General features: G+C 56.3%; 13 protein-coding genes. 5 read left to right on the top strand and 8 right to left on the bottom strand.

The window, feature by feature from the left end:
- Positions 1 to 44: 44 nt before the first annotated feature.
- Both DSM3645_RS12485 and DSM3645_RS28215 read left to right on the top strand, forming a co-directional pair.
- Entirely contained in the window at positions 45 to 1076 is a 1032-nt protein-coding gene (locus DSM3645_RS12485; protein WP_002652540.1) for a DUF1559 domain-containing protein, read from the top strand.
- A 114-nt stretch (positions 1077 to 1190) separates the two neighbouring features.
- Positions 1191 to 1604 (top strand): hypothetical protein, encoded by a 414-nt coding sequence (locus DSM3645_RS28215; protein WP_002652541.1) that lies wholly within the window; start codon positions 1191 to 1193, stop codon positions 1602 to 1604.
- Between the two features lie 24 nt (positions 1605 to 1628).
- Here DSM3645_RS28215 and DSM3645_RS12495 read toward each other — a convergent pair whose 3' ends face one another.
- Positions 1629 to 2360, bottom strand: a complete 732-nt coding sequence (locus DSM3645_RS12495; RefSeq protein WP_002652542.1) for a UvrB/UvrC motif-containing protein — start codon at positions 2358 to 2360, stop codon at positions 1629 to 1631.
- 148 nt (positions 2361 to 2508) lie between these two features.
- Entirely contained in the window at positions 2509 to 2940 is a 432-nt protein-coding gene (gene arfB / locus DSM3645_RS12500) for an alternative ribosome rescue aminoacyl-tRNA hydrolase ArfB (protein ID WP_002652543.1), read from the bottom strand.
- Positions 2941 to 3033: 93 nt separating this feature from the next.
- Between arfB and DSM3645_RS12505 the strand changes: the two genes are divergently transcribed.
- Positions 3034 to 4428 carry a PQQ-binding-like beta-propeller repeat protein gene (locus DSM3645_RS12505; RefSeq protein WP_002652544.1) on the top strand — a complete coding sequence of 465 codons (1395 nt, stop codon included), beginning with the start codon at positions 3034 to 3036 and terminating at the stop codon, positions 4426 to 4428.
- A gap of 196 nt (positions 4429 to 4624) precedes the next feature.
- Here the strand turns inward: DSM3645_RS12505 and DSM3645_RS12510 are convergent, their stop codons facing one another.
- Positions 4625 to 6109, bottom strand: a complete 1485-nt coding sequence (locus DSM3645_RS12510; protein ID WP_002652545.1) for a Gfo/Idh/MocA family oxidoreductase — start codon at positions 6107 to 6109, stop codon at positions 4625 to 4627.
- A gap of 381 nt (positions 6110 to 6490) precedes the next feature.
- On the opposite strand from DSM3645_RS12510, the gene DSM3645_RS30920 reads away from it, so the two are divergent.
- Complete coding sequence (locus DSM3645_RS30920) at positions 6491 to 7138, top strand: hypothetical protein (protein WP_002652547.1); 648 nt, start codon at positions 6491 to 6493, stop codon at positions 7136 to 7138.
- A 130-nt stretch (positions 7139 to 7268) separates the two neighbouring features.
- On the opposite strand, the gene DSM3645_RS28220 is transcribed toward DSM3645_RS30920, so the two are convergent.
- The 4 genes from DSM3645_RS28220 to DSM3645_RS12535 all read right to left on the bottom strand — a co-directional run bounded on the left by DSM3645_RS28220 (position 7269) and on the right by DSM3645_RS12535 (position 11144).
- Entirely contained in the window at positions 7269 to 7679 is a 411-nt protein-coding gene (locus DSM3645_RS28220) for a carboxypeptidase-like regulatory domain-containing protein (RefSeq protein WP_050769365.1), read from the bottom strand.
- A gap of 61 nt (positions 7680 to 7740) precedes the next feature.
- Positions 7741 to 8673 (bottom strand): DUF1559 domain-containing protein, encoded by a 933-nt coding sequence (locus DSM3645_RS12525; protein WP_002652549.1) that lies wholly within the window; start codon positions 8671 to 8673, stop codon positions 7741 to 7743.
- Positions 8674 to 9267: 594 nt separating this feature from the next.
- A complete protein-coding gene (locus tag DSM3645_RS12530; protein WP_002652550.1) occupies positions 9268 to 10110 on the bottom strand; it encodes a sugar phosphate isomerase/epimerase family protein in 843 nt (280 codons plus the stop codon).
- 143 nt (positions 10111 to 10253) lie between these two features.
- The gene (locus tag DSM3645_RS12535) at positions 10254 to 11144 is read right to left on the bottom strand and encodes a hypothetical protein (RefSeq protein WP_050769366.1); all 891 of its coding nucleotides are present in this window, start codon (positions 11142 to 11144) and stop codon (positions 10254 to 10256) included.
- A gap of 302 nt (positions 11145 to 11446) precedes the next feature.
- On the opposite strand from DSM3645_RS12535, the gene DSM3645_RS12540 reads away from it, so the two are divergent.
- Positions 11447 to 12343 (top strand): hypothetical protein, encoded by an 897-nt coding sequence (locus DSM3645_RS12540; protein ID WP_131282506.1) that lies wholly within the window; start codon positions 11447 to 11449, stop codon positions 12341 to 12343.
- Between the two features lie 98 nt (positions 12344 to 12441).
- Here the strand turns inward: DSM3645_RS12540 and DSM3645_RS12545 are convergent, their stop codons facing one another.
- Complete coding sequence (locus tag DSM3645_RS12545) at positions 12442 to 15816, bottom strand: aminotransferase class I/II-fold pyridoxal phosphate-dependent enzyme (RefSeq protein WP_002652554.1); 3375 nt, start codon at positions 15814 to 15816, stop codon at positions 12442 to 12444.
- Positions 15817 to 15819: the final 3 nt, after the last annotated feature.

Genomic DNA, 15819 nt, shown 5'->3' on the forward strand with positions numbered 1-15819 from the left:
GTCCCGCATCCTTCCCGTCTCATCTTATTCGCAGGAGATTAGCCATGAATGTTCTTGTCGATCGAGGCCGTCATTTTCGACGCCGCGGTTTTACGCTGGTCGAATTGTTGGTGGTTATTGCGATCATCGGCGTGTTAATCGCTTTGCTATTGCCGGCCGTCCAGCAAGCGCGCGAAGCGGCGCGTCGCATGAGTTGCACCAACAAGCTGAAGCAGTTGGGGCTCGCGCTGCATAACTATCACGACACGTTCAGCGTGTTCCCGCCGGGCAATGTGATGTCGGCCAAACGCGGGTCTTATCCGACGAATTGGTGCACATGGCCTGCTTCCACCGCCTACAACGGCGCTCCCTGGTCGGTGCTGATTCTGCCGCAATTGGAACAGGGGAATCTCCATGCCCAGGTCGAAATGGGATCACGATTTACGGGGATGGCCGATCATAGTCCGACGGATGACCCCAATGGTTCCGCGGCCAATCATGCGGTCTTTTTGACGCCCAATCCCGCGTATCAATGTCCTAGCGATCCGAACTCGGCGTCGGACGCGAACAACAGCACTTACTTTGGAGTCATGGGCGGGGCGATCGGCAACGTCGCGACGCAAAAGCCGGATATCTGCTCTTCGGGAACCGATCGCTACTTTTTTACCGAAGGCATTCTCTTTGTCGATTCCAAGATTAGTTTTCGCGATGTCCTCGACGGATCGACCAACACCTATCTTGTCGGCGAAACGAAGTATCAATTGCGACCCGGAGGACGAGCGGCGGCCTCCGCTACTTATCCCAACGCCTATTTTGGCTGGGCGTCGAGCGTGCGCAGCGTCGACGCCGGCGGCGGCGTCGCCGGTGTAATGACCGCGTCGCGATGGCAGATTAATTCGCTCGCTCAAGATGGATCGAAGATCGACACCGCTTTCTCGAATCGCGGCGCTCAAAACGGGACAATGGGCAGTTTTCATCCCGGTGGTTGCAATGCAAATTTTGCCGACGGTTCCGTTCGATTCATGAGCCAGACGATGGACTTGGAAACGCATCGCGTCTTAGGTAGTCGCGACGAAGGAGTCGTCACAAACTTTTAGTAGGAAGTCGATACTAAGTTCGGCTTTTTCACACGCGTTTCACCGTCGAATCGTTCGGCGCAACCGCGTCGCGCCCATCATGATTTTCTCTCCCTCTCCAGCGAGTTTATTGGAATGAGATACTCTCACGCAAAAACATCGGCTCTTGGCGCTCTGCTCTTGTCCTGTTTGCTTGCCGTCGGCTGTTTTTCCGATCCATCCGGTCTGCGAACCTACCAATGTTCCGGCATCGTTACTTTTAATGGCGAGCCGGTGGAGTTGGGGTACATCAATTTTGAGCCCAACACCACCGCAGGTAACTCGGGGCCCGGCGCCAGCGCTAGAATTACGCAAGGGCGATACAAGACCGAAGAGGGCAAAGGAGTCGTCGGGGGGCCCTACCGTGTCGTTATCGTCGGCTACGACGGCAAGTCGCCGGATGGTTTAGGAGACGGAAGTCCGCTTTTTCCTGAGTTCGTCATCGAGCGTGATTTGCCGCGGGACGACTCGGATCAAGACTTTGAGATTCCACGCGGCGATCGCAAGTAAAACCGCGTGAGACGCCCTGCGAGGTTACCGTTCGCGTTTTGAAATGCGATCGCGGATTTGGGCGGCGCGTTCGTATTCTTCTTGGGCGACTGCTTCGGACAGTTGTTCTTGCAGCGTCTGTCCGACTTCGTATTGGCTGCGTAGTTGCTCGCGCAGTTCGATCAAGCGTTTGACGAGCTCGTCGTTATCGTATTCGTCTTCTAACTCGAATTCAGTAAAGACCTCGCGCATCTCTTCGAGCCCCAGATTGATCACTTCAATCGCGCGTTCCGGCGTCAGATCGGTAAGCGTCGCTAGCGCGGCGGCTTGAATTCGATGGAAGAGAACAAAGGGGCGGAACTGTTCGTGCGAGTCGATCCACTCGTCATCGTCCGAGTGGTCGCGGCAGATGTCCATCAGCAGCAGCGTTTGATCGGCGTCGCGAACGGCCCGTTGATACTCACGCAGGCCGAGCCAGCAAATGCGGCGGTGATAGAACTGGATGAATTCTCGATCGATTTCGGTGCAATCGCCGTCGGTCAGGATGTAATCGGGATCCTCATCGATCCGCTGTTGCAGGTAGTCGGCATAGGTTACAAAACCGAACGGCTCGCCTCCATCGGGGCGACCGTCGACCTCCATTTGCATCAAACCCATTTCGATCCGCATCTGAACCACGTCGCGACCATCATCGCCCGTTACGATTCGCGCGCTGAGGTGCCCGTTTTCAAAGGGCCAATCATTTAAGATGGAGTCGATATGCTCGGGATTTTCCATAGACAAATTATAGCGCACGCTGCCTGTTTTGAGCTAGGCGGCGCGAATTTATCGAATGCTCGGATCTTGCCGCCGATTTGTAGTGCTAATAGAACCTACACGTGCCCCCCCGGCGAGAAGCAAACGGGGAGTTGCGGTTTGACGCGATTTATTCAGGCGGAGCGCCGGGTGGACGGCGCATTTTTTTGGTTTCGCCCCGTTGCTTTTTGGCGTCGATTCGCCGTTCTACCGAACCGCGGCTGGGGCGCGTGGCGCGACGTGGTTTCTCTCGCGCGGCCGAATCTAGCAAGATGACGCGCAGCTTTTCTAGGCAACTGTCGATGTTCGCTCGTTGATCGCGGCTATTATCATCACTGATAATGATCTCGCCGTTTTTATTGATGCGTCCTCCCCAGCGAGTTCGCAGACGCTCTTTGACGCGATCGTCGATATGCTCTGACTGGTCAAAGGCCCAGCGCAGCATCGCCTTGGAGTTGACCTTGTTCACGTTTTGCCCGCCGGGGCCGCTGCTGCGTGAGAAGGTAAACTTCAATTCCGTCAGAGGAATCTGGATCGAGTTGTTGACGCGTAAAACGGGCATCGGAGCACCTGGGAAAGCAATCGTCTGCTTGTCATTGTAGACTGGTAGTCAATCTCTCGCTTCGCATCGACCTACCTACCGAACTATCCTGCCATGAAAAATAAAAAAATCGCCGCACTAGCGGCTTTGGTATTTGGTATTCTCGCTTGCTTCTCGGCCGTGCGAGGGGACGAGACGCTCCCGCTGGATTTGGCGACGCGACACTCAGGCGTCGACTGGCCGATATTTCTAGGGCCCACGCGCGACAGTAAGTCGCCGGAGACCGGTTTAACGGCTCCTTGGTCGGCCGCGGGACCACGCATCGTTTGGCAACGCGAGTTGGGCACTAGCTATGGAATCGGTTCGGTCAGCCGCGGTCGTTTTTTTCAATTTGATCGTTATGACGATGTCGAGCGACTGAGCGTACTAAACGCCGAAACCGGCGAGTTGCTCTGGAAGTTCGAATATCCGACCGCCTACGAAGATTCGCTTGGCTATAACAATGGTCCACGCACGTCGCCGATTATCGAGGGGGATCGTGTCTATATCTACGGCGCCGAGGGAAAACTCCATTGCCTGCAGATCTCGACGCAGAAACTATTATGGAAGGTCGACCTCAATAAAAAGTTCGCGGTGGTGCAAAACTTTTTTGGCGTCGGCAGTTCACCGGTGATTTTTGGCGACCTGCTGTTGGTGATGGTCGGCGGCAGCCCGCCAGAGTCGCACAATTTTGGCCGCTTTGATTTGGATCGCGTCGTCGGTAATGATAGCTGCGTGGTCGCATTGAACAAGCGAACCGGCGAAGTGGTCTATCACATTAGCGACGACCTGGCCAGCTACGCGAGCCTGACTTGGGCCCAGATCGGCGACCGACCGTACGCTTTCGCGTTTGCTCGCGCAGGGTTGCTCGCGTTTCAGCCGGAAACCGGCGTGATCGATTTTCAGTTTCCCTGGCGCGCCCGAATTCGGGATAGCGTCAACGCCAGCACGCCGGTAATTGTGGGAGACGAAGTTTTCATCTCCGAAACGTACGGGCCCGGCAGTGCGCTCTTGAAGGTCAAGACCGGCGGCTACGACATCGTTTGGCAAGATGATGAGAAGAAGCGGGACAAGTCGATGCAGACTCACTGGAACACCGCGATCCATCACCAGGGATATCTGTACGGATCGAGCGGCCGACACAGCAACAACGCCGAGCTGCGCTGCGTCGATTGGAAAACGGGAAAAGTGATGTGGAGCGTTGCAGGTTTGTCACGCTCGTCATTGCTCTACGCGGACGGACACTTCGTTTGTCTCAGCGAAGATGGCGTCTTGCGGCTGATCAAAGCGAACCCGGAGAAGTACGAACTAGTGTCGGAGGTTAATCTGCTACAGGCAGCCAAGCCCGGCCAGCGCGAGCGTCCCCTGCTCAAATATCCCGCATGGGCGGCGCCGATCTTGTCGCACGGCTTGATGTATGTCCGCGGTGACGATCGGTTGGTTTGTTTGGAAGTGATTCCAGAGAAGTAACGATCCACTCAAAGACTAGCCCGTTGCGGCAGCAAGGGAATACGGCTCGCCACTTCAATCCGTGTTCGAATCGCCAGCCGTATTCCCTCGCTCGCGCAACGGGCTAGTGTGACGATTTTCCTGGGTCGAAGCCAAGCAAAAAGCGGCGCCTCTTGCGAGACGCCGCTTTCATCCGATTTATCGAACCAGGATCGAATTACTTCGCCGGATCCTTGCCGTTGATCCACGGACCTTCCAAACTTTGATGGTCGGGATTGTTGATGGTCGAGCCGGTGTCGCCTGCTTTCCAGCCGGGGACATGTTCAGGCTTGCCGCGTTCTTTGGAGATCTTCTCCCACTTCTTCGACCAGGATCCGTCCGCTTCGCTGACGGTCATCTTCTCGTCGTCAAAGCGATAAATCTTCCCTTCACGGTGGCTGCGAGCGCCGAGGTTAACTAGCACGATCGCCGCAGCGCCCAGGTCTGGCGGATTGTTTACCGACTGCGGCTTGTTCTCTTCGATCGCAGTAATCCAGTTCGCGAAGTGCGCTTTGGTTTGATCCTTGGGCGCCTCTTTTTCGGCCTTGATGATCTGCTTTTCGTAAGGGAGCTCGGTCGGGCTGATGTGCGTGACCTGCGGACGTTCAGGGACGAACGTGAATTCTCCCGAGGTATCGGGGCGATCAAAGACGATCGAACCATTGTGACCGCGGACCAGTTGCGAAATCGGCGTTTCTGAAGCGGCCATCGTCGCGGTAACCAGACCTTGGCAACCTTCGTTGAACTCAGCGACCACCGTCGCGACATCCGGCACTTCGCGGCCGTCGTATTCCAGATACAAGCCGCCGCTGCCGGTAACCCGAGCCGGGAACCGTAGTCCCGTCGCTTTCATCATCTGGGTCGTGCGGTGGACGAACAGGTCGGTGAACATGCCGCTGCCGAACTGCCAGAAGCGGCGCCATTGGGCGAAGACGGCGCGATCGAACGGTTGGTCCTCGGCCAGCCCTTCATCGACGCCCAGGAAACGCTTCCAGTCGATTGTTTTGGGAGTCATCTCCTTCGACAGTTTGTAGTAGCGCCATTGGCCGATGTCCGAGTTGCGGAAATACTCGGTCTGATACATCAGCACTTTGCCTAGCATCCCGGCGTCAATCTTCTCGCGAGCGGCGTCCCAGATCGGCAGACTTGTTCCCTGCACGCCGACCTGCATTACCTTGCCAGTGTCTTTCCAGACGCTGACCAGTTCGATCGCTTCTTCGACCTGCTTGACCATCGGCTTTTCGCAGTAGACATGCATGCCGGCCTGCATCGCTTCGATGGCCTGAATCGCATGCCAATGGTCGGGCGTACCAATGCTCACCGCATCGAGATTCTCTTTCTCGAACATGTCGCGGAAGTCGACATAACGAGCGACCTTGCCGCCGTTCTCTTTTTCGATGTAGTCAGCGGCGCGGTTGCGATTGTGTTCGTACACGTCGCAAACGGCGACCAATTCGATATTGGAGCCTTCTTTGGCCAGGGCCGAAAGACTCTTCACATGCGCTCCAAAGCCGCGTCCGCCGACTCCGACGAAGCCGATCCGCAGTTTCGAGTTCGCGTCGGCGGCTTGCGATTGATGGGCTTGCACAGCGAGAGAAGTCGCGGCGACGCCTGCGGCGGTCGTCTTCAGGAAAGTTCGACGCGATGCATCGAAAGAATTCATGGGCTGTTCTCCAATGGAAGGTTGGTGGGAGATCGATAGAGGATGTTGTCTGAGGCGAATATCGATGCTGACGAGAAGGCTCGCTACTCCGAAGACGGAAAACGAGCCGCAGGACTACTTTAGTTGCATTCTTCCGCTTTCTCAATCCTCTCGCGGCGCTGTTTCCCTCATCACAGCGAAAGCCGGTCAAATCGAAGCAAGTTTACGCTGCGACCAACGAATACCCATTTGAGCTCAACCGCTCGATGGCTGAAGTTCGCCATCGAAAGCAGGAAAGTCTTCATTAGAAAAGCGAAACATTTGCGAAATTGCGATCGCCCGAACGAGGTTCGTGGCGTTACCCATCCATTTGGACTCGATTTTGTGAGAAAGGCGAAGGTTATGTCTCGACTCCTAACGTTGATCTTTTTGCTCGCTCTGGCATGTTGCGTCGTTCAACCGCAGGCTTGGGCTCAAGAGGAGAACCCTGATCCGCCCGCCGTCGCAGAAACGGCTCCGGCGGAGGAAGCGCCGCCGATTAAGGAAGAGTCTGCCGAGCCGGAAGTAGCCAATGAGCCGAAGAGCGATCTCCCGCAACAGTTGGACGAAATCGCGAAGAGCGTTGACCACTCGGAGGCGGCCCAAGAAACGAGCGCTGGGATTTTGACCCCGATTTATCGGGTCGCCGAAGCGCTGGAATTTCCGGCCTTCCACTGGATCGCTTTTGCTTTGATGCTGTCTGGCGTCGTCGGTTTTGCGCTGCAGCTAGTCATCGGAAAACTGGTGGTGTTTGCTCACTATGGCTTTAGTCTGCGCGAGATTCTTTCGGATGCGCTCGGTTTCGTGATTAGCGCGGTTGGCCTTGTATTAACCACGCAGGCCGCCGTCCAAAACTCGACGTTCACGCAAAGTCCGTTCGCGGTCATCTCGGCGAGTCTGGTCGGACTGCTCCTGGGCGTGACCCTTTACTTTTGGGGACAGTCGCAAGAGGTGGAAGCAGTTCGGGGGCGAATTGCTGCGGCGGAAGAAAGTGCTCGCAAAAAGAAATAACCGGCTTGGCCTGCGAGCAATCTGCGCGACTCGAAATCCGTTGTTCGACTGAGCAGCGATCCCCATAAAGTGTCGCAGCAGTGCGCCTTGCTCTTGCTGTTCGCATGAGCAAGGCGACGGCCGCGATCATCTACTTGGACTTCAATTCAAAGTCGATGTCGTTCGAGCCCGATTTGACTTCGGCGGTTAGTTCCGAGGTCGTATTGTATTTAGCCGGCAATTGGGGAACCTTGCGAACGGCGGGAGAATCGCCTTCTCCCATCGGTATCCCGACTTCGACCTTGACGAGATGTGGACCCAGAGGGGCTCCATCTTTAGATCCCGTATAGCGGAGCAGATACTGCCCTGCCCCGTCGGTTACGCCGTGAGCCGATCTTCCGCCAGCTTCAGGATAAAAACTGACCATCGCTTCGGGAAGCGGCTTTCCATCTAAGGTGACGGTTCCAGTCACTTGGCCCAATTCGCCCCCACTTTGCCAGCAGCCGGTCAGGCCGACCACTGGAACCAAGATCAGAACGAGTGTTGCAAAGCATCGAGTCATCAACGTTGTCCCAAATTAGTTTGCGTTTTGACAATTGAACACGAGACAATCGCCAGCGAGTCTAGAACTCGCCGAGGACTTCGCTGCCGTTGATCGTTCCCAGGCCCGAAAAAGTCCGGATATCTATCGTCTCACCGATAAATCGAGCGGAACCGTCTCCCAACAGAAATTGAGCTCCACCGGGATGCGAACTACTAGAAGCATGGTTGATGGTTCCGTTGATTGCATATTGAGAGTCATTGGAGAGCCGATTGATTCGGACCCGCAGCATGAACGCGTTGTCGCCGGTCGTTGCGCCCGGTGCATACGAATGCCAACCAATCCACAATGAACCAACGTAGGGGGTCTTACTCGATCGTTCGGCGACAATCAGCGTATTGCTGGTTCCGTCGATAATATCGCGGAAACCGATTTTCGAGTTTTCGTAAAACGTGGCCTTTGTGTCCGCCGTCTTGGTCCCCGAACTGTTGTAAAGAGCGGCCGTGTAGGCGCCAACATAGTTCGATTTGCCAAACGCTCCGGGGTAAGTCGTGTCGTCAGACTTCAGACGTTCGTTCAATTCATCCGCCGGATCCGAAGGGCAGATATAGCCCGGAATCACCGTTTGGGCCAACGGCGTCGTACCGGTAGAGACAATCGCAGGAATCGCGTACCAAGGCGGAACCGTCGTCGAGCCATTGATGCCGATAAACGCTCCGGCCGTATCCAACTGATCTCGCAGCGCGCCTTGTTCGATCATCGGCAAAATCAGCGCCTGCCAACTGATTCGACTCACGGTGAGTTCGCCTGATGGAAACGTTCCGAACGTGTCGTGATAGTTGTGCAGCGCCAGTCCCAGTTGTTTCAGATTGTTGCTGCATTGCATCCGCCGAGCCGCTTCGCGCGCTTGCTGGACGGCCGGAAGTAAGAGTGCGATGAGAACGCCGATGATCGCGATCACCACCAAGAGTTCCACCAACGTAAAAGCACGTTTGGTTCGAATCGTATGAGCCATGAGATCACTAAGCCCTGTGCAATGAGAATGAAAAATAGCGATCGAACGAGTTTGCATGCCGTTCGACGGAATAGGCTTGGAGCCAAGACAAGTGGGGGTTATCTAAAGCACTTCCCATGCCAATAGCACGTGCCGACTACCCGAAATGGTTGCAAGCAACGGCCACGTTTAGAGTTAGAGATTTAACGTGATATCCTTCGGATGGCGCCCATTTCGTTACTAGTGCTGCTGCTTGCCTTCAATTCAGCAAAGAGCTGACGTGAAATTCAGCAACAGGCTGCGCGGCGCGATTCGACGTGTTGGAACCTGGTAAGAGAACCACGGCAATCGACGGTGGAAAAGTCTGGGAGGGCAAGAGACGCGATGTGTGTGCAATAAAATGGGAAGATCGGCGGCGCGTTGATCCTCGAAAGTTCAAGCGTCGGAACAGGTGGAGAGAAAACGCGCAGATTTCATCAGCGACGCACGATTTGCATCGCTTAGAAGAGCGGCATATCTCGGTCGCCTTTGGCTTCTTCTCACCGCATAATCTCGAAAGTGCGCCGCGGGCGACAGTCGATTTTGTGATCCGTACAAGCTCTTGGGCACGCTGATTTATTTCAGCGGTTGCGACTGGGGGGCGGTCGTCGCGCCGACGATGTCGTTGAAGTAACCGCGAGTTTGGGAGATCAGTTGGTCGTAGTCCGTGTTCTCAATTTCGAGTCCCATTAGCTCGACATCGAAAGCTCCCTCGTAGCCCGCCGATTGCAGCGCGGTGACAATCTCGCGCAGCGGCAGTTTGCCGGAGCCGAGCGGGCGGCGATCGGGTTCGCCCATCGGGGCTTCGTCGGCGTCGGCAAGCTGAACCAACGCCAGGTAAGGAGTCGCTTGCTTTAACTGCTCGATCAGATTCTTTTCGCCGAATAGTTGGTAGACGTCGGCGACGATCTTGAGGTGGTCACTCTCGAACTTCTTCGTCAGCTCGATCGCATCGGCAAGCGATTGCAGAAAAGTCCACTCGGCGCCTGCCGCGGGGTGCATCGGCTCGACGGCGAGCTGAATGTCATGTTCTTCGGCGAGCGGCAGCAGTTCGCCTAGCGCGGACAGAAATAATCGCCGCGCGTGATTGACGGTGTGACCGCCGCGCGAGCCGCTATGGACGACGATGATCGGCGCTTGCAATTCGGCCGCTTGTTCGATCGCCAGCTTGCCGTCGCTTAGTGCGTCGGCAAAAGTCCGGCCATCGCTGCCGGTAAAGCCGCCGGCCCAGCTTAGCGCGACCGGTTTAAGCCCATATTCTTCCAGCAAGTGGGCGCCTTTTTCGACGCCGTAGTCAACCAACTTTTGTCGCCAGACGTGCACGCCTGGGATTCCGGCCTCGGCCAGTCGCCGAGCGTCCATTTCAAATGACCAGCGAAACGTTGTAAGTTGATTGATCGCGAGAAGCGGCACGCGCATTGCCTCCTTGAAGTGAATAGGTCCGATCCTTCGGCTGGCGTCTCGGAAAGTAATCGGCCAGTATAGAAAGCCGCATCGTCCTGTAAACCGCCGCTGCCTGGGGTGGTTGCTAGCGGCGTTGACAGATGGAGAGCGCAGGTCAACTACTTGGTCAGGTCCCAAGCATCGAGCCAACGCGTCGACTGAGGCTGCATTCCGAAGTCTTCGACCAATCGGCGATGCATATCGGCGAAGTGTCCCGCGCCATAAAAGACGCCGATTTTCTTTTTCCCAGCATCCAACTCTTCGCGCAGCACCTCAAACGCTTTCGCATTGCGCTGCGAGATCAGGGTCGAACCGTTCTTCCCTTCGATCGCCCGCATTTGGCCTTCCATGTCATCCATTTGGGATGCGAAGATTCGTTTCATTCGCACCTGGCGATCATCGGCCAGCAGCGCCAGCAGCATCGCCGTGTTCATATCTTCTCCTTTGGTCTGCTGGACCAGACCTGCTCCCATCAAACGAGCGAACATCTGCAAGAAGCCATCCCCACGCTCTTCCATGTCGGCCGCCATTTCTGCGGGGCTCATATCCGCATGGACGAAATTTTTCGGCGTGTAGTCAACCTGCTCCAGTTGAAACTCAAGTCCCAGCAAGTCTTTCATGCCGTTTTGCAGTCCGCTCACCGCGCTGCCGTTCTTTTTGGGGCCCCCTTTGGGGATTCGCGTTCCTTTGGGAGCGACGATCTCGTAGAGGAGCGCGTCGTAGTTTTTGAATTCTTGATTCAATTGGTCGTAATAAGCCTGTTCGCCGATATGAACGGCGCCGACCAGGTCCACATAGGCGTCCGGCTTTTTCGGATCGACGTAGCGGACGATCGCGGTCTGCAATGCTTGCGGAGCGCCGCTGGCGTCTTCATGAATGCGAAGAAACGTCGGGCTCGACTTTTCCTCCGGCGTTTTTTCTGGCGTCTCCGCAGCTCGGGCCGCTAGCAAAGCGGAGGTGAACTGGAAGATTAGTGCAAGAAGCAGGGAAAAGTAGGATCGGGCGGACATCGCGATCTCCGGGGAGGATAAGAATTACCTTCTTCAATATAGAACCGACCGGCGGCAGGCTCAACGAATCGGCGGTTTTCAGGGTTAAAATCGTCGCAGTTTGCCTATGTCTCCTGGTGCTCCCTGTGTGATGTACGAGTCTGCCGATTGCGACGGTTTTTCGGCAGAGAAAGGCAATCTTACTGAACTCGCGTCAATGGGAATTCCGATACTACCGGCACAGCAGGATTTTTCCGATCAAATTGCGGCAGGCAAGCCCTCGAGCGCTGAAGCACTTTACAAGGTATAACCGGAACATGTTGATGAACCGAAAAATGCTCTGGGGACTCTTCGTCGTAGCATATTCGCTAGCGGCGACGACAGCATTTGCCCAGTACGACCAAAGTTATTCCGGTTTCTACCAGCCGTTTACGGACGTCCCGGTAGAAGACTACGACTTCCAGTGGTTCGCTCCGCCGATCACCGAAGTCTATGGTCAGGATGGAGTCGATCCCAAGACCGGCCCCTTCTTTGACTATCACCGCTTCTATGTGAATGTCACTCGCGGTGAAGCGGCCCCGGACAACAGCCAAGGGGATGTTACCTGGGGTAACAAGATTGACGCCGGCTGGATGTCGGACGAAGGTCACGGTTGGTTGCTATCGACCCTGCACATCGACGGACCGCAAGTCGCTGAACGGAACGTTGGTTCCACCGTGAGCGTTGGTTTGAACAAGATGTGGCGTTTAGATCAGTTCCATAGCGGACTCTGGATCGAGCCGATGATCGGCGTCCGTTACTTCCAATTCAAAGATCAATCCTTGCGGGTTTCCTACGAAGAACGTTTCTTCCCGATTCGTCAGATCGTCCCGGTCGATAACCATCTAGCGATGGAAAACAATATGCTGCTCGGACAGTTGGGGGCTCGGATGTACACGCATCGCGGTCACTGGAAACTGTATGGAGAGGCTCAAGTCTTCGGCGGTAACAACTGGGTCTATCGCATGAATCAAGACGACACCTACTCGACCGGCGTTGTTGGCGGCGAATGGACACTGGGCGCCGCCTACTACCTGACTCGCGAACTCGCGATCGACATCAACTGGAACACGATCTATATGGGACGCGGCGTCGGTCGCAACCCCTATGCTTCGAGCGGTGATCAACAGCAGTCGCTCTTCATGAGCGGCGTCGCCTTTGGGTTCACCTTCCATCGCTAAACGATGGCGTTGCTAAGATGCAATCAAAAAGGACGGCCAATCGGCCGTCCTTTTTTGCTGCGCTGAAGGAATTGGTTATTGACTGTCGGCCGAATTGCCTATGCCGAAACGTTGGCGCCGCCGTTGCTCAAAAAGTCAGAGTCTTCACTGCGAATATCTTCGCACAGTTGACGCAGAATATTGATCGTGCTGCGAATCTGAGCTTCGGTATGCTCAGAGTTGATAAAGAAACGCAACCGCGCCGCTGATTCGTCGACCGCCGGATAAATGATCGGGCGGACGTTGATTCCTTGCAGCAGCATCCGCTGGGCGACGAACATCGTCATCATCGAATCTCCCAGGATCACCGGAACGATCGGCGTCTGCCGACTGCGGCCCGTGTCGAGACCCGCTTGGCGCGCGATCCGCAGAAAGACCTCGGCGTTGCGATGCAACGAAGTAACCCGCTGCGGCTCTTCATCGATGATTTTCAACGCTTCCAAAGCGGCGGCCGCACTCGAGGGAGGCATGCCGACGCTGAAGACAAAACCGGGCGCCGTATACTTTAGGTACTCGACCAGGTCCGCGCTGCCTGCGATGTAGCCGCCGCAGCTGCCCAGCGCTTTGCTGAGGGTGCCCATCCAGATATCGACATCGCCGGGCGCTACTTTGAAATGCTCGGCGATTCCGCGGCCGGTGGCGCCCATCGTGCCGATCGAATGCGCTTCGTCGACCATCAACCACGCTTTGTGACGTTTTTTGATCTCAATAAAGCGAGGCAAGTCGGGGAAATCCCCTTCCATCCCAAACACCCCTTCGGTGACGATCAAAACGCGACGATAGTCGCGGCGAATATCGTGCAGGATCTGGTCGAGCTCTTCCCAGTCGTTATGCGGAAAGGGACGGCGACGTGCGCCGCTCAGGCTGGCGCCTTGGATGATGCTGTTGTGGGCCAACGAGTCATGCAGAACCAAGTCGCCGGTTCGAACCAGATGTCCGATCGTCGTTTCGTTGGTCGCGTGCCCACCTAGCATCGCGACGGCGGCGTCAACGCCTACCCAGTCGGCGATCGCCTGCTCAAGCTCGGCGTGAATCGGGCGTTCGCCAGAGACGAGACGACTGGCCGATACGCTGGCGCCATATTGATCGATCGCTTGTTTAGCCGCTTCGCAAACGCGCGGATGTTGAGCCAGGCCAAGATAGTTGTACCCGGCGAAGTTGACCAATTCGACGCCGTTGATCGTGGTCATATTTCCGGTCGCTTTGTCGTGCGACTGGAAATAAGGATTCGGCATCCCCAACGCTTCCAACTCATCCGACGTCTGTTTCACCTGACGATATTCAGGCAACGCCGAGAAGCTGTACATTTCGGCCGGGACGTCATCGGCGATCGCTTGCGAACGGGGCTCGCCGCCGAGATAGATCTCGACCGCTTCGGATACCTCGCGGCACGTCTTGAGCGTCGGCAGGATGTGATCCGGGAACTGAACGCCGTAGGCGTCTTCGATCGATGCGATGATTTCCATCCGCTCGAGCGAATCGAGTCCGATCGCCAGCAGATCGGTATTCAGATCCAGGTTCGCCGCGCGTTCTTTCGCGACGGCATGAATTTTTTCCAGCACTAACTGCGTCGTGCGATCGCGAAGCTCGGGATCGGATACCGCCATCCCTTCGGCGTCGGCCCGAGCCAACTCCAACTGTGAGCGACGAAGCCGAACTTTGCGGACTTCATCCAACAGATGGGCCTCGTCCCAACTGACCCAGCGATCGACAATCGACAACACGTTCTGCAAGAAGTGATTGCGACACGCGTGACGCTGAATCTTGCCGCTTGACGTTTTGGGGATCGAGCCGCGGCGAATCAAAGCGACGCCGTCGACCGCCATTTCATGCTCTAACGCGACTTCTTTGCGTATCGCGCTGATAATCTGGCCGTAGTCCTTTTGACGAAGTCGCGGCGCTTCGGCGACAATGACCAAACGGTCCTTGCCAGCAATTTCAGCGGAAAACGCCGCGGCTGTCGACGTTTCGAGCAGCTCGTGCGAAGCGCAGACCGTCGCTTCGATATCTTGCGGGTACCGATTGACGCCGCGGACGATGATCAAGTCTTTCAGGCGGCCGGTGACGAATAGCTCGCCGTCCTGCATGAATCCAAGATCGCCGGTTCGCAGATAGGGGCCCGCGTTGGTGTCGGCCAAATGCGCCCGAAAACAACGCTCCGTATCTTCTTCGTTCCGCCAATAACCTTTCGCAATGCTGGGCCCGGCAATCCAGATTTCGCCCACTTTGTTGAACGGCTGCTGGAGCATCGTTTCGGGATCGACGATCAAGATCTCTTGGTCAGGCAAGCAGTTTCCACAGCCAACGACCGGCCGTGCGCCCGCTTCGTCCGGGTCAGCGTCAACGACTAGTCCTTGATCCAGGACGTCGCCGTCGACCGTGCGGATGACGGGAGGACTCTTTTTCAGGCCACCTGAGATGATGAGGGTCGCTTCGGCCATGCCGTAGCAAGGATAAAACGCTTCGCGCCGGAAACCGCATGGTTCGAACGCTTCGGTAAAGCGGTCGAGCGTTTCAGGCTTGATCGGCTCGGCGCCGTTAAACGCAAGTTCCCAACTCGAGAGATCGAGCTTGTCTTTTTGTTCCGAGGTGATCTTGTTGACGCACAATTCGTACGCAAAGTTGGGACCGCCGCTGACGGTCGCCTGACTTTTGGTGATCGCTCGCAGCCAACGAAACGGTTGCTGCAGAAACGCCATCGGAGACATCAGGATTGTCGGCTGCCCGATCTGCATCGGTTGCAGAACGCCGCCGATTAGCCCCATGTCGTGATACATCGGCAGCCAGAAAACGGCGCGCATACTGCGAGTATGCTCAAAGGCGTACGAGATCAACGCCGAGTTGTGCATCATATTGCTGTGCGACAGCATGACCCCTTTGGGGGTTCCGGTCGAGCCGGACGTGTATTGCAAAAAGGCGAGCGTCTTTTCGTCAATGTCAGGCATGCGCCACTGATCGGCTTCAACCAGCTTTTCGCTGTCGGTCGCTAGCCAATGGATCTTCTTCAAGTGCGGCGTCTCGTCCAGCATCGGCGTAACGCGATCGAGCACATCGCTCGTCGTCAGCGCGATTTTCGCTTGGGCGTCATCGGCGATCGCTTGGATCCGCACCATGTTGCGGTTTCGGCGCGGCGGATAAGCCGGCACCGCCACAGCGCCGGCATACAAGCAAGCGTAAAACGCCGTAATAAACTCCATGCCGGGCGCAAACAACAGCAGCGCACGCTCCCCCTGCATGTTGAGCGCTTGCATGCGAGCCGCCAGCGCACGAGCCGCTAGATCGAGCTGCGCATAGGTCATCTCGAGTTTCTCGTCTTCCCCGTCAACGAGATAGGCATAGGCGACTTGCGGGCCCTGATGTTCCGCCCGATAACGCAGTCGATCAACGACGGTTGATGTCGGGGGGGAAAACGAACCAGCAGATTCGGTTGTCACGCG

Source organism: Blastopirellula marina DSM 3645, assembly GCF_000153105.1.
In the GTDB taxonomy this organism is placed as follows: Bacteria; Planctomycetota; Planctomycetia; order Pirellulales; family Pirellulaceae; genus Blastopirellula; species Blastopirellula marina.